Source organism: Litoribacillus peritrichatus (assembly GCF_039537985.1).
Lineage (GTDB): Bacteria > Pseudomonadota > Gammaproteobacteria > Pseudomonadales > Litoribrevibacteraceae > Litoribacillus > Litoribacillus peritrichatus.
Window position 1 is genome coordinate 430,858 of the sequence record NZ_BAABBN010000007.1, and the last position, 14,890, is coordinate 445,747.

At 47.1% G+C, this 14,890-nt stretch carries 11 protein-coding genes; 7 read left to right on the forward strand and 4 right to left on the reverse strand.

All coding sequences use genetic code 11. The features are described 5' to 3' along the window. Positions 1-63: 63 nt before the first annotated feature. Entirely contained in the window at positions 64-1,743 is a 1,680-nt protein-coding gene (locus ABD744_RS11670) for a CocE/NonD family hydrolase (protein WP_344798678.1), read from the reverse strand. A 386-nt stretch (positions 1,744-2,129) separates the two neighbouring features. On the opposite strand from ABD744_RS11670, the gene ABD744_RS11675 reads away from it, so the two are divergent. Further along, the gene (locus ABD744_RS11675; RefSeq protein WP_344798679.1) at positions 2,130-2,552 is read left to right on the forward strand and encodes a c-type cytochrome; all 423 of its coding nucleotides are present in this window, start codon (positions 2,130-2,132) and stop codon (positions 2,550-2,552) included. A gap of 390 nt (positions 2,553-2,942) precedes the next feature. Beyond that, positions 2,943-5,474, forward strand: a complete 2,532-nt coding sequence (locus tag ABD744_RS11680; RefSeq protein ID WP_344798680.1) for a putative bifunctional diguanylate cyclase/phosphodiesterase — start codon at positions 2,943-2,945, stop codon at positions 5,472-5,474. A 4-nt stretch (positions 5,475-5,478) separates the two neighbouring features. Here the strand turns inward: ABD744_RS11680 and rep are convergent, their stop codons facing one another. Further along, on the reverse strand, positions 5,479-7,518 hold the full coding sequence (gene rep / locus ABD744_RS11685; protein ID WP_344798681.1) for a DNA helicase Rep: 2,040 nt from the start codon (positions 7,516-7,518) through the stop codon (positions 5,479-5,481). A 226-nt stretch (positions 7,519-7,744) separates the two neighbouring features. Between rep and ABD744_RS11690 the strand changes: the two genes are divergently transcribed. Beyond that, positions 7,745-8,314, forward strand: a complete 570-nt coding sequence (locus ABD744_RS11690) for an acyloxyacyl hydrolase (RefSeq protein ID WP_344798682.1) — start codon at positions 7,745-7,747, stop codon at positions 8,312-8,314. A 6-nt stretch (positions 8,315-8,320) separates the two neighbouring features. Here ABD744_RS11690 and ABD744_RS11695 read toward each other — a convergent pair whose 3' ends face one another. Continuing rightward, positions 8,321-9,835: a YifB family Mg chelatase-like AAA ATPase gene (locus ABD744_RS11695; protein WP_344798683.1), complete on the reverse strand. Its 1,515-nt coding sequence runs from the start codon at positions 9,833-9,835 to the stop codon at positions 8,321-8,323. Positions 9,836-10,059: 224 nt separating this feature from the next. On the opposite strand from ABD744_RS11695, the gene ABD744_RS11700 reads away from it, so the two are divergent. Next, the gene (locus tag ABD744_RS11700) at positions 10,060-11,823 is read left to right on the forward strand and encodes an ABC transporter substrate-binding protein (RefSeq protein ID WP_425562186.1); all 1,764 of its coding nucleotides are present in this window, start codon (positions 10,060-10,062) and stop codon (positions 11,821-11,823) included. Then, positions 11,820-12,548, forward strand: coding sequence for a substrate-binding periplasmic protein (locus tag ABD744_RS11705; protein WP_344798685.1), 729 nt, complete (start codon positions 11,820-11,822; stop codon positions 12,546-12,548). The genes ABD744_RS11700 and ABD744_RS11705 overlap by 4 nt, the downstream gene beginning before the upstream one ends. 39 nt (positions 12,549-12,587) lie before the next feature. On the opposite strand, the gene ABD744_RS11710 is transcribed toward ABD744_RS11705, so the two are convergent. Next, a complete protein-coding gene (locus ABD744_RS11710; RefSeq protein ID WP_344798686.1) occupies positions 12,588-12,842 on the reverse strand; it encodes an accessory factor UbiK family protein in 255 nt (84 codons plus the stop codon). Between the two features lie 336 nt (positions 12,843-13,178). Here ABD744_RS11710 and glnK point away from each other — a divergent pair, with 336 nt between their 5' ends. Together glnK and ABD744_RS11720 are read left to right on the forward strand one after the other, a co-directional pair. Then, positions 13,179-13,517 (forward strand): P-II family nitrogen regulator, encoded by a 339-nt coding sequence (gene glnK, locus ABD744_RS11715; RefSeq protein WP_344798687.1) that lies wholly within the window; start codon positions 13,179-13,181, stop codon positions 13,515-13,517. Positions 13,518-13,589: 72 nt separating this feature from the next. Continuing rightward, positions 13,590-14,864, forward strand: a complete 1,275-nt coding sequence (locus tag ABD744_RS11720) for an ammonium transporter (RefSeq protein WP_344798688.1) — start codon at positions 13,590-13,592, stop codon at positions 14,862-14,864. The last annotated feature ends 26 nt before the right edge of the window (positions 14,865-14,890 follow it).

Here is a 14,890-nt window from a genome sequence, read left to right on the forward strand (position 1 = left end):
ATTCAAGTAAGCCTGTGTTATTGGTTTTCTAGCACCTAGTCTAGGTGCTAGAAAGCAATATGACTACTCTTTAATCGGTAAATCTAACCAGGACTGATTGTTTTTATTGAATCGGAACTTCAACGAATAAATACTCAAAGTTGGTGGCGCATACAGCAAATCAAAGGTGTCGATAACCAGTGCCACCTTGTGACCTGCAGGTACGTCATAGGCGGTGGCTACCAGCTCAAGGTCGACCGTTTGGGTCTGATCTTCGTTGGCTTGGTAGTCTGTGATAGGGCCGTGAGTAATCAGGCGGCCAATGCCGACGGCATCCACATCGTACAAATAAGCAACCATCTGATACTTGGATTTGCTGGGTTCGATGTTCAGGCGAAGTTTAGGAATGCCCCGCAGTTGCATGGTGTCGTCCAGTCGATTGGTCTCAAATACGATGCCGTTGACCCGGCTGATCAAAGGAATGGATGTAATCACCGGGGCGGTTATTTCAGCGCCAACCAGGTTGGAAATCATCGGAATGCCTGTGGTGGCTAAAGTATCCAGCCCGGAAAGAATGGTGTCCGTCTGAGTCCACCATGGACGATATTGCGAGGTTTTAAGTTTGCCGTTACTGAGTAACCCGCGTGAGTGCAGGTACAGGCGTTGATCACTGATCAACGGGCTTGGCCATTGGCCCAGATTTTCATAATGGTCTTTTTGGTTTTTAGGCTCGACATTAAACGCAGACTCAAACTCGATTCCGTTGGCTTCACCTTTTAACCAACGGTCGAACCACATTTCGGTCTTGGTCCATAGGTAATGATCCTTGTTGGCGTTGATTAATCCCCAAAGTTCAGCGCTGGCGTGCATGCCCTGGCTGAGATCGAGACGCTTAGGCGTGGTCAGTTGTTCATAAAAATTCAGTGCCTGATTGGGCTGGAATAAGTTATCGCCGAAGTTATTGGCGATGTAAATGGGCACGTTTCGAGCGTTCAGGGCGTCGATGTATGTTCGGGGCGAGCGGACTCCGGCCCACTCCAAGGTTTCTTCAATGTTTTGATGTTTGATTAAGTTGCCATAGTTCTCTGCGATGTCTTCTTCCGGGTTGCCGGTGAGCTGACCTAATAAAGTAAGAAGACCACCCCAGATAAGACGAGGTGTTTCCTGGCCGTACAGAGATGCTTCCAGATCGCCCCAGGTACTCATTGCGACTACTGCAGATACTCGGTTGTCATGGGCGGCCCCCAAGAGACTGATGCCGGAACCGTAAGAGATGCCCGAGGCGCCGATGCGGTTAATGTCGGTGGGGGTATGTTCGAGCAGCCAGTCGATCATCCGGCTGAAGTCGACCATGTCATTGGGGCCGGCCGTACCGATTTTGCCTGTGGATTCGCCAAAACCACGCGTGGCGTAGCTTAAAACGACGTAGCCCTGTTCGGCAAAACGTGCGGCTTGGGGAATGTATTCATATTCGTCCATGGCCCAGCTATTAATAAAGATAATCGCCGGGTAACTGGCTTCGCCGGATGTGGGGACCAATACGTTGGCCGTGATTTCAGTGCCGTCGAAGCTGGTGACGACCACATCGTCGTTGACGATGTAGGCATCGGATGGGGGAAAGTGACCGGGAATGGAGGTGAAGCCGGCTAATAAGTTGGTTGCGTGTGCCAGATTACTTATTGCCGCAATGAAAAGAATGAACAGTCCGGCAAAGAACTGCAAGGTCAGTTTGGTTGCGAGCGGGCTCGCGGAGTGTGTGTTCATATGTATCTCCGATTATTTTTTATATTTATTGGTCGTTGATTTGTCCGTATGAAGAAAGGCGTTTTAGAGGAGTAATCCGTCACCTTTCAGCACTGCGCTTTTAAAACTAGCAAGGACTTGAAACGGAGATAGGTCTCAAATTTCCAGAAACAGTCCGATGTGTCCTGGGGTGTTTTTGTGTCGTGTTTGATCAATAGAAAATGTGAACTGGTCGAATAATGAACAGGAAGGTGCTTAGAGAGGATTTTAATTTCAATTGAAGAGTTTCTAATCAACCGTTTGGTCTTTGTGGGTATAGCGGGTATAATCGCGCGATAAAATTTTAAGAGTAGGCTGAATTCTCAAAGGAATGAAGTCCTGATTAGCTGATAACAGAGGTTCAAAACATGATTAAAGCCATTCGTTCGGCCGTTGTATTTGTTGCGGGATTGATGCTGACAGCAACAGCTGTTGCAGGTTCAAACAGTGTTGAAGCAATTAGTGAGCGACTGAAGCCAGTTGGTTCTGTATGTATTCAAGGCGAAGAATGTGCCGCTGCTTCTGGTGCGGCTGCGTCTGCATCTTCAGGCCCTCGTTCTGGTGAAGATATTGTGGGTTCATACTGTGGCGCTTGTCATAACGTGGGTGTATTAGGTGCGCCGAAATCCGGTAACGATGCCGATTGGGCTCCACGCATGGCACAAGGTTTTGACACTGTGTTGGCGAACGCGATTAACGGTTTGAACGCGATGCCGCCTCGTGGTACCTGTGGCGACTGTACTGATGAAGAAATGAGTGCGGCGATTAAATTCATGTCTAACGCGGAATAATCGCGTTTTAGTACATTGCCTGTTCTAACAGGAAAGAAAAGGTGAGAGGTTTCTCGCCTTTTTTTATGCCCAGAAAATCACTGAGCTCACGGTTTTGTGAGCTATATTTACAGATACTTAAAATTTACAGATATTCAAATATTCATATTCCGTTTGGCTGATAAGCCCTTTCGGTTTTCTGTGACTGATTAATTTCTTTCTGTGTTTAAATCAAAGTTATTCGTGTCTTTGTCGATATCATTAAGATGAATTATGGGCGAACTCATATTTGATATGGTATGTTGTTTTGGGTGTGCTACAGATGGCCATGGTTCTAGTGTAGAAAAACATTCTGAGAGGTTGGGTGATCGGTCCTGCTGTTTGTGTCTTTTCATTGGATATTAAGAAGTAATGCATCCACAACGTGATAGTTCAAAATTTGTCAGTTTAAAATTTCAGGTGGCCAGCTCGTTTGCCTTGGTTGCTTCTCTTATTGTATTGATGTTTGCCGTCGTTATTTATGTTTGGTCTTCGGATCGCTTCGATCGTTATCTGAACACAGAATTTGTGAAATACGAGACCAATTTTCAACAGTTGGTTTCCATGACCAGTGACGGTCTGGTGGATGTAGCGGATCAGATTATGTTGCTGGCCAATGCTTCATTTGCCCAAAAAAACCTGACAGCTCCGGATAATTTGCCTTTTGACTTAGCCTCATCGGAACCTACCTTAGCTGAAGTTATTTCAGCGGTGGATTTGCACTGGGAAAACCTGAATTTATTTGGTCAGATTGATGCCATCTTGCTACTGGATGATCGTGCTCAGGTGCTGACTAAAAAAGGGCAGATCAGTATGACGCCGGTGACGGAGCTGATGGATTGGGTGCCTCAGAAAAGTCGGCCGGAATCTTTAATTTATTGTTCTGACGACTGTCGAATATATCTCGGCGTTCCTCTGTTATTGGCCAATGGCGAGCATTATGTCATGGTGATTGCTCAGTCGATATCGGATGTGGTGGCGACCATGAGCCGCTCGTTTAATGCGGAACTGGCTTTGGCGGTTGTGAATAAGGAAGCCAGCTTTTTGGGTCGTCTGGCGAATTGGAATGTGGGGTTGATGTCTGCAACCAGTCAGGTTTTGTCGAATGAAGTTCTGACGGCGGCAAATCGCAGTTATAGCCTTAAACAATTGTTGTCTCAGGGTCAGCAAATTCTTTTGGAAGACAAAGCCTGGGCGCTTTGGGGGCTGGAAATCAGTTCTCAGGGGGATGTGTTGCTGGTGGCGTCTGACCTTACGGCGGAGCAGAAAAGCAATCGTAGCCTGATGATGTTTGCGTTGTTTTTTGCTCTGTTTGCCGGTTGTTTTTCTGTGGTGGTGGGGGTTGTGCTGTTGTGGCGGCCAGTGAAGCGAATTGCATTGCACAGTGAAACCTTGCCGTTATTGGCGGAAGGCGAATATGAACTGGTTCGTAATCGGCTGAGGCCGGATCATGGTGGTTATCATAACGAGGTTGATCAGCTTGACATAGTGACAGTTGAGTTGTCCCGTAAGTTAGAGTTTCTGAGTCGTGAAGTGGAACTTCGGACGGGAGAGCTGGAGCGGTTGGCGATGTACGACACACTCACCCACCTCCCTAATCGTTCGCTTTACGTGCATGAGCTGCGCGAAGCCATATCTGAACTGAAAGAGCATCCAGGGGAGTCCATAGGTTTATTGTTTTTGGATTTAGATGCGTTTAAGCGAATCAACGAAACCTTGGGGCATATGGCGGGTGACAGCCTTTTGGTGCAAACCTCCCGACGCTTGAAACAGCTTTTGTCGGAGCAGGATACCCTGTGCAGGCTGGGCGGTGATGAATTTGCCATTATTACTCGCCACTTAAACGACCAGGATGATATTCATACGTTGCTTAATAGTATCTTGTCTGAATTCCGAAAGCCGATTGAAGTTGATAAGCGTTTACTTACAGTAACAGCCAGTATTGGTGTGGTCTTCTGCAGCGATGAGAACGCATCTCCTGAGAATTTGACCCGACAAGCGGACATGGCAATGTACGCAGCGAAAGACGTGGGAAAAAACAGTTTCCACTTTTTCAATGATCAGATGTTGATTGATATCTCTAAGGCGCTGGAGCTTGAGTCTGAACTTCAGACTGCGTTGGATCAGGAACAATTCTGTTTGTTCCTGCAGCCCAAATTTGATCTGGTGACTGGCGTGTTGGATAGCTTTGAAGCGCTGGTTCGTTGGCGTCATCCGGAGAAAGGAATGATCATGCCGAACCACTTTATTCCCCAGATGGAGGAAGGCGAGCTGATTTTCCAGTTAGGCCGGTGGGTGATCAGTCATGGCTTGAATATCATCAAGGGTTTGGAAAAATCCGGCTTGGGCAAATACAAACTGGCGGTGAATTTGTCGGCTCGTCAATTTTGTGATGATAAGTTGGTGGATTACCTGAAAGACTGTTTGAGCGATATTTCCGGAGATCGGTTGGAGCTGGAAATTACTGAAAACGTGTTGATCCATAGCAGTGGTTTGGCGGCGTCTGTCATGAAACAGGCGAATGAGCTGGGGGTAACTGTGGCCCTGGATGACTTTGGCACGGGCTATTCGTCGTTGAGTTATCTGCGTCAATTACCGGTGGATGTCATTAAACTGGATCGCAGTTTTATAGCCCCCACTGAAGACAACCAAGAAAGCAGGATGATTGTAGAGTCTGTCATTGATTTAGCGCATAAGCTGAATAAAACGGTGGTGGCAGAAGGCATTGAAACTCAAGAGCACCTGACATTCTTACAGAACAGCCGCTGTGACAGTGCTCAGGGTTTTCTTTTGTCCAAGCCCATTGATGAAATTGATCTGCCGGACATTCTGGCCAAAGGCGAAGTCAAACAGCAGGCATTCGACCGCATTTTACCGGACGCAACCGCGAATGCCGTGGGTTAGAACGTTAATCGCCCAGCAACGACTTTAAGCTGTTTAGGGTTTGCTGGCCGTGGGCTTTGAGTTTTTCAGGATCGGATTTGTTTTTAAGGCCTTGCCAAACCAGATCTTCTTCTGGAATTTCCTCCAGAAACCGACTGGGCGTGGTATTAAAAATTTCACCGTATTGTTTGCGTTTGGCGGCGTATGTCAATGTGAGTACCCGCTTTGCACGAGTGATCCCCACGTACATTAACCGACGTTCCTCTTCGATATTATCTTCATCAATGCTATTGCGGTGGGGCAGCAGCTCTTCTTCCATGCCCATGATGTAGACATGAGGAAACTCAAGACCTTTGGAAGCGTGCAAGGTCATTAACTGGACTTTATCGGACTCTTCCTCGTCTTCTTGTCGTTCCAGCATATCCCGAAGGACCAGCTTGGCAATGGCATCTTCAATGTTGCCTTCTTCGCCGTCTTCTTGCGCTCGGTGAATGGACCGTTGCAGGGATTCCACTAAAAACCAGATGTTGTTCATCCGTTTTTCAGCCTGAGCAGGGCTGTTACTGGTTTGATGCAGCCAGGCTTCGTAGTCAATGTCCCGAATCATTTCAGAGACGGCATCGACGGGATTGCCTTGGTAGCAAAGTTGGGTGACACGTTGAATCCAGTGAGTAAACTGTCTTAAACGCTGCAATGCCTTTTCACTCAATATTTGATCCAGACCTATTTCATCGCAGGCATTAAATAGGCTGGTATCGCGTTTATTGGCGTATTCTCCCAGCTTTTCCAGAGTCGTCGGGCCGATTTCGCGTCGGGGGACGTTCACGATGCGTAAAAATGCGTTGTCATCGTCTGGGTTAACGATGAGCTTAAGGTAGGCCATGATGTCTTTGACTTCGGCACGGGAGAAAAAGCTGGTGCCGCCGGAAAGGTTGTACGGAATCTGATACGTTTGCAGCTTCATTTCTATCAGGCGGGATTGATGGTTACCCCGATAAAGGATGGCGTAATCGCTGTAATGATTGCCGCGTCGTAAGCGTTGCTCGATGATGTCTGAGGCAACTCGCTCGGCTTCTGCGTCCTCGCTTTTACAGGCAATGACCCGTATCTCTTCCCCCATGCCGTAATCACTCCACAGTTTTTTATCAAACTCGTGAGGGTTATTGGCGATTAAGATATTGGCGGCTTTTAAAATTCGGCTGGTGGAACGATAGTTTTGCTCCAGCTTGATGACGCGCAGGCTCGGGTAATCGTGTTTCAGTTGTACCAGGTTTTCAGGTCTGGCTCCTCGCCAGGCGTAAATGGATTGGTCATCATCACCCACCACGGTAAATTGGCAGCGCATGCCCACTAACTGTTTCACTAACAGGTATTGGCTGATGTTGGTGTCCTGATACTCATCCACCAACATGTAGTGCACTTTCTTTTGCCATTTATCAAGAACGGCTTTGTTGTGCTTAAACAGCATGGTCGGCAGTAAAATTAAGTCATCAAAGTCAACGGCGTTGTAGGCTTTTAAGTAACGGTTGTATTGTTCATAAACGACGGCTGCGGCAACCTTTTCCGGGGAGTCGGCGATGTTGGCAACGTCCTCGGGTAACAGCATTTCGTTTTTCCAGTTGGATATCTGGTTCTGAACCATGTCCGCCATGCCGCCGTCGTCCTCGTATTTACGAATCATGATTTCTTTGATTAAACCGAGGGCGTCTTGCTGATCAAAAATGGAAAAGCCGGATTTGTAACCGAGTGTTTTGCACTCTTTACGAATGATGTTTAACCCTAGGTTGTGAAAGGTGGAGACAGTTAAACCCCGGCTGGCCTTGCCTTTGACCAGGTGGCCGACACGCTCTTTCATTTCTCGGGCGGCTTTATTGGTGAACGTCAGCGCGACTATGTTATGCGCTTTAATACCGCAAGTGTCGATCAAGTACGCGATTTTGGTGGTGATTACGCTGGTTTTACCACTGCCAGCCCCCGCAATCACCAGCAGCGGCGTGCTGATGTATTTGCACGCGTCTTTCTGGCGATCGTTCAGTTGGTTGATTCGTTGTTCTATCTGATTCATGGCGGGGTCAATTACGAAAAAAAGAGAAAGCAATTTTATCAAAATATCATCCGGAAGAGAGCATATATTTTGAGAAAGGTGAATCGTGGAAATACGGAGTTGATAGCTTGCCTGGTGATAAAATCCGACCATACTTAAAAGTAATATTGTTCTTGAGGTGCGCCTGAAGACAAGCTTTGTTCTTTAACAATGGGAACGTGGTGGTTCTTGATCCGGTTGAGGTTTTATGAATTTGTTCCGGCTGACGATAAAAACTGCACTTAACACTGGATTGATCATCGCTGTTGTGGTGTTGTCACTGCTGGCTCCGGGTGCGGAGGCTGACGAAGACTACCTTCCTCAGGAGGTCAGGCTTGGCATGCTTGCCCATAATTTGGGGTTAATCGCCAGTAAAAAAGAACATGGGACGGATGTTAATGCCGAGTTGGTTTGGGGTGAATTGGCTTGGCGGCTAGGAGGGAAGCCGACATTGGGTGTGGCGATCAATAACCTTGGTTATACCAGTTTTGTTTACTCCGGTTTAAGTTGGTCGTTTTATTTGGATGAACACCGAACAGGTTTGTTTGTGATCCCCTTTTTGGGGTTGGCAGTGCACGATGGCGAACTCGAACCGAAGGGGGATCATCGTGGGATGGGGTGTCGGGTGGTGTTTCGGGAAGCCATTGATATTGGCTGGCGGTTTTCTGAGCAGTATGCATTGTCTTTGGTGACCGATCACTTATCTCATGGTGGTTTTTGTACTGACCGAAACCAAGGGTTAGACAGTTCCGGGGTTCGGCTTCATATTCATTTTTGATGGGGTCTAACTTTTGAAATCCAGCTTTCTGTAACTTAACGCTTCTGTTAAATGCTGAGTGCTGATGTGAGCTTGATCTTCCAAATCAGCAATGGTTCTGGCAACTTTTAAGATCCGGTGGTATGCCCTGGCCGACAACCCTAGTTGGTCAATCGCCTGGCTCATGAGTTCAAAGTCGGAGGCGCTGATTTTGCAATCCCGTTCGATTTCTTTACTCGTTAACGCGTTATTGGGTTTATTGGCCCGGGACAGCTGTCTTGCTCTGGCCTGAGAGGTTCGTTGCTTGACGGTTTGGCTGGTCTCTTCATTTTGACTTTGCCCGGACACTAACAGGGCTTTGGGAATCGGGTTCACTTCAATTTGCAGGTCGATGCGATCCAGTAAAGGGCCGGAAAGTTTACTGCGATATTTATCAATTTTGGCGCGGGTGCAGTAGCAAATATCGTTGGGGCCGCATATTTTCCCGCAGGGGGTCGGATTCATGGCTGCGATGAGTTGGAATTGGGCCGGGTAGGTGATTTGATGGCGGGCACGGGAAATGGTGATTTCGCCGCTTTCAAGTGGCTCCCTGAGCACTTCCAATACTTTGCGGTCGAACTCCGGAAGTTCGTCCAAAAACAAAACGCCTAAATGCGCCTGGGTGATTTCGCCGGGTTTGGGGTTCGAACCACCACCGACCAAGGCTGCTGCTGAAGCGCTGTGATGAGGCGCCCGAAAAGGGCGTTTGCTCCAGTGTTGGATGTTCATTGGGCTGCATATGGATTGCACTTTAGCAATTTCCAGCGACTCATTGGCGCCGACGTCCGGCAAAATACTGGTCAGTCGGCTGGCGAGCATGGTTTTGCCCGTGCCGGGAGGGCCGCTCATTAATAAATTATGGCCTGCCGCTGCTGCGATTTCCAGCGCCCGCTTTGCTTGAGGTTGCCCTTTAATATCGGACAAGCATAAGGATGATACTTCAATGTCAAGCGAAGCGGGTTGTTCTTCAAACTCATGAAAGTTTAGCTGCGACAGTTGATTCAGGTGAGCGCAAAGCTCGCTTAATTGTTTGATTGCGATCACTCGGTTGGTTTTTGGCAGACAGGCTTCGTTGGCATTTTCTTTGGGAACGACGGCGATTTTGTTTTGTTTGTCGGTCGCGATGACCGAAGGCAGTACGCCTCTGACCGGGCGAACATCACCAGACAAGGAAAGCTCGCCAATGATTTCGTATTGATCCAGACCTTCTGCCTTGATTTGATGGGATGCCGCTAAAATGCTGACCGCAATGGCGAGATCGAAACGGCCACCTTCTTTAGGCAAATCGGCCGGGCCAAGATGAATGGTAATGCGACCCAGCGGGAATTCAAATTCACTGTTGATGATGGCGCTTCTTACCCTGTCTCTGCTTTCTTTTACTGCTGTTTCAGGCATACCAACGATGGACAGCGAGGGTAAACCTCCGGAGATATGAGTTTCTACGGTAACTAACGGGGCATTCAGGCCAATGGCTGCGCGGGTGTGGATAACGGCTAGGGACATTTACGACTCTTTTTGTTGTGTAGCGTTCGTTTGTCATCGAATATATGCTGTTGTTTCTATTGATAAATCATAAGCAGGGCTAATTTCATAACTTCGGTTGAGGCTATTTGACAGAAACGGATCTTAACTGGTGAATTGTTATTAGTAGATATGAAATATCTTTCCTACACTCAATAGGTATGAACTAAATACGTGGGTAGACATGGGATTAATGGATGTTTGAAATGCTGAAGCAGTTGCTGTTTATAAAGCGGACTATGAGTATGGTTTATTTCATGCTGTCTACCTTGGTATTGTTGGGCTTGTCGGGCGCGTCGGCTGCTGACTCGTCCGCTTCCTTACCTGCAGAGCGTGAAAAACTGATTCAGTACTGGTTGGATAAAGAGTTTGCGCAGTCAACGCTGACCCGTGCTCAGCAAACGGAAGAAATGCGCTGGCTGGCAAAGGCTGCGATGCCCTATCAAGGCATGAAAATACGAGTCGTTTCGGAAAGAATAGATACCCACTGGTACGAAGCAAATACCTTGGCAAAAGCGTTTGAGGACATCACCGGCATTCGGGTTTATCACGAATTGACGGGTGAAGACGATGTGATTAAAAAGATCTCAACTCAAATTGATACGGATTTTAACCTTTACGATGGCTACATTAATGACAGTGATTTAATCGGGACTCACTATCGGCAAGGCGCTGTATTTACGGTTTCTGAGTTGATGGCTGATGCGACCATTACTTTACCTACGCTGGACCTTGAAGATTTTATTGGTCTGAGCTTCACCACCGGGCCGGATGGTGTGGTGTATCAATTACCTGATCAGCAGTTTGCGAATTTATATTGGTATCGTCACGATTGGTTTTCCCGTTCGGATCTGAAGCGTCAGTTCAGGGCAATTTATGGCTATGAGCTGAACGTGCCTGCAAATTGGTCTGCTTACGAAGATATTGCGGAGTTTTTTACTGATCATGTCAAGGTGATTGATGGTGAGCGTGTCTATGGCCATATGGATTACGGGTTGAGAGACCCTTCCTTGGGGTGGCGTTTTTCAGATGCCTGGTTATCCATGGCGGGGACGGGGGATAAAGGCGTTCCTAACGGATTACCCGTGGATGAGTGGGGTATTCGAATGGAAGGCTGCCGACCGGTTGCGGCTTCAGTTGAGCGTGGCGGTGCTTTGGACGGCCCGGCGGCGGTGTATGCGGTGAAACAATACATAGACTGGTTGGAAAAATTTGCTCCGCCTGGTGCTAAATCAATGAATTTCACAGAGGCAGGTTCCGTGCCCGGTCAGGGAAATATTGCCCAGCAAGTATTCTGGTATACCGCTTTTACGGCGGCGTTATCCAAACCTGAATTGGGCCTGATCAATGAAGACGGCACCACTAAGTGGCGAATGGCGCCTTCTCCGAAAGGCGCTTATTGGCAGGAAGGCATGAAACTCGGTTATCAGGATGCGGGGTCGTGGACGTTTCTTAAGAATACGCCGGTGGATCGAAGAAATGCTGCTTGGTTATATGCGCAATTTGTGGTTTCCAAAACCGTCTCTTTACGAAAAACGGTGGTCGGGCTGACGCCAATACGTGAATCGGATATTGAGTCCGACCTGATGACGAAAATGGCGCCTAAATTGGGCGGCTTTGTGGAGTTCTACCGGAGCCCGGCCAGAACCTTATGGACGCCAACCGGAGTAAATGTGCCGCATTACCCTCAGCTCTCAAGGCATTGGTGGAGCAACATCGCGAACGCGATTGACGGAAAAGTAACGCCTCAGCAAGCGATGACAGACATGGCTCATGCTATGGAATATGACATGGCGAATATGTCGTTTCAGCGCGCAGACTGTGCTCCTAAGCTGAGCCAAAAGAAAGGTCGGGAGTACTGGCTGTCGCAACCCGGTGCCCCCAAGTCAAAACTTGCCAATGAAAAACCCAAAGGTAAAACATACAGCTATGAGCAATCGCTTTCTCAATGGATAGGAGTCGGCAAATGAAATCATTGCGTCATTTCTTTTGGATGATAGGGCTGTTTGGGGGGATGGCAGCGAATCATCTTATGGCCGAAGAAATTCTCCTGGTGACCCATGAGTTCAGACCTTATAGCTGGGTGGATAAAAAGGATGACAGTTACAAAGGGGTCAGTATAGAGATCGCCGACTTGTTATTTGAGAAAGCAGAAATTACTAAAAAGTGGCGCATTATGCCGTTAAAAAGAGCGTATGGGTATGTGAAAAAAACACCGAATACGTGCCTGTTCCCATTACAAAGGAATCAGGAAAGGGAAGCTGATTTTCAGTGGGTAAGCCCTATCATGATTAATCGCTTTGCGTTTTATACTCCTCTGGAAAATGACGTAAGTATTCGAACGCTGGAAGACTTAAGTAACTATAAAGTCGCTTCCTATTTAGGAAGTGGGCTAAAAGAATATTTGGATGGATTTGGTATTAAGACCATAGAAGCGATTAAAGACGAGGTGGCTGCAAACATGGTGTCACTGGGTCGGGCGGATGTATGGGCCACGGATGAGTTCAGCGAGCCATCGACCTCAAAAATGATCAATAAGCAGTTTTCTAAGAAGTTTGTGTTTTTTACCAGTATTGGTGCCATGGCGTGTCACCAGTCTTTGTCTCCTCAAACCATTCGTCGTCTTCAGGCTGAGCTTTCCGGGATGTATCGGCGACTTGAAATAGCCAAAATAGTGCGCAAGTATGAGCGTTAACTCTTGGTGCACTATTTTGATGCTGAGTGAAAGGAGCGTCTAGGCGTCTTTTTGCTCCAGATCGGACACCCTTTTTTCCAGAGCTTCAATCATTTCACGAGAACGGTGCAAAACTTCAGTTTGTGCATCAAATTCTTCGCGTGTTACTAATTCCAGCTTATTCAATGCAGAAGAGAGTATCACCTTAATATTGTTGTGAATTTCTTCTTGAGCCATTTTTGCAGCCCCGCTAGCCCCCGGAATGGCTTGAGTTAGCTGAGCTGCAAGGGTGTTGAATAATTCGTTCGGTAACATGATTGCCTCCAAAAATTATGATGGATCACATCTTATCTTAGTTCGTCTTATTGGGCCATCTAAGCGCTTGAATGTGGATGTATTTATCTATTATGCGCTATAGTGGGGTGCTTGCTTTTGGTGGTGCACTCAAATGGAGCGTAATCAATGGCGGGAAGCTTAGGTTAATCCGAATGATTTAAGCTTGTTGTATTTTTAAGTTTGTAACTCAATGAAAAATAACAGTTTTTAAAAATAGGCACATTCCCTGCTCTCGTTGGGGTATGCAGGATTTAGTCGATGATGGAAAGACTGATTCGAAGTTTTTAGGCTAATAACTCTTTAAGGGAGAAAACCATGAAATTGGTAACCGCAATTATTAAGCCGTTCAAGTTGGATGATGTGCGTGAAGCACTGTCTGAGATCGGTGTTCAAGGTATTACCGTAACAGAAGTAAAAGGTTTTGGACGTCAGAAAGGTCACACAGAATTATACCGTGGTGCTGAGTACGTTGTTGATTTCTTACCAAAAGTAAAAATCGAAGCGGCTATCTCTGAAAGTTTGACTGATCAAGTGATTGAAGCAATTAGCAAGGCTGCTAATACAGGAAAAATTGGTGACGGTAAGATTTTCGTTACTAGCCTAGAGCAAGCTGTGCGTATTCGTACCGGTGAAACAGGCGAAGACGCTGTATAAGCGCTGACTGTTTAACTGACTAACTTAATTACAAACTTATAAGATAGAACAAGCTCATTCGGAGGGCTGAAGATGGAACAGGTAGCAAATAACGTTTATCAATTGCAGTACGCAATTGATACATTTTATTTCCTAGTGTGTGGTGCACTGGTAATGTGGATGGCGGCGGGTTTCGCCATGTTAGAGGCGGGTCTGGTACGCGCTAAAAACACGACTGAAATTTTAACGAAGAACATCGCTTTGTTTGCGATTTCTTGCATTATGTATTTGGTATGTGGTTATTCAATCATGTACGGCGGTGAAATTTTCCTTTCAGGTATTGCTAATGTAGATACAGCGGCGGTATTGGGTGATTTCGCTTCTCGTGAAGACGGTTTTGAAGGTGGCTCCATTTATTCTGGCGCTTCAGACTTCTTCTTCCAGGTGGTATTCGTAGCTACAGCTATGTCAATCGTATCGGGTGCAGTTGCAGAGCGTATGAAGCTTTGGGCTTTCCTGGCGTTTGCTGTTGTTCTGACTGGCTTCATTTACCCAATGGAAGGTAACTGGACTTGGGGCGGTGGCTCTGTATTTGGTCTTTATACTCTTGGTGATCTTGGTTTCTCTGACTTTGCCGGCTCTGGTATCGTTCACATGGCGGGTGCTTCTGCAGCATTGGCAGGTGTACTTCTACTAGGTGCTCGTAAAGGTAAATACGGCCCTAATGGTGAAGTAAACGCGATCCCTGGTGCTAACCTTCCGCTAGCAACTTTGGGTACTTTCATCCTTTGGATGGGCTGGTTCGGCTTCAACGGTGGTTCAGTTCTTAAACTGGGCGACATTGCGAACGCAAACTCAGTCGCTATGGTGTTCCTGAATACGAACGCAGCAGCAGCTGGTGGTGTGGTAGGTGCGCTTATCTTGGCTCGTGTTATGTTTAAGAAAGCGGATCTTACAATGGCATTGAACGGTGCGTTGGCTGGTTTGGTTGCAATTACTGCTGAGCCTTCAACACCAACTGCATTGCAAGCAACAATCTTTGGTGCGCTAGGTGGTGTGTTGGTTGTTCTTTCTATCATTACGCTTGATAAGCTTAAGATTGATGATCCTGTAGGTGCGATTTCTGTTCACGGTGTGGTAGGTCTACTTGGTCTGCTGTTGGTTCCTATTACGAATGATGGCTCAAGCTTCTCTGGTCAGTTGATCGGTGCTGCAACAATCTTTGGCTGGGTATTCGTAACGAGCTTGGTTGTTTGGGGTATTTTGAAAGCGGTTGTTGGTATTCGTATCAGCGAAGAAGAAGAATACGAAGGTGCGGACTTGGCTGAATGTGGTATGGATGCATACCCAGAGTTCACACAGAAGTAATACTTCTGAGAGAAAAAGAAAAGGCT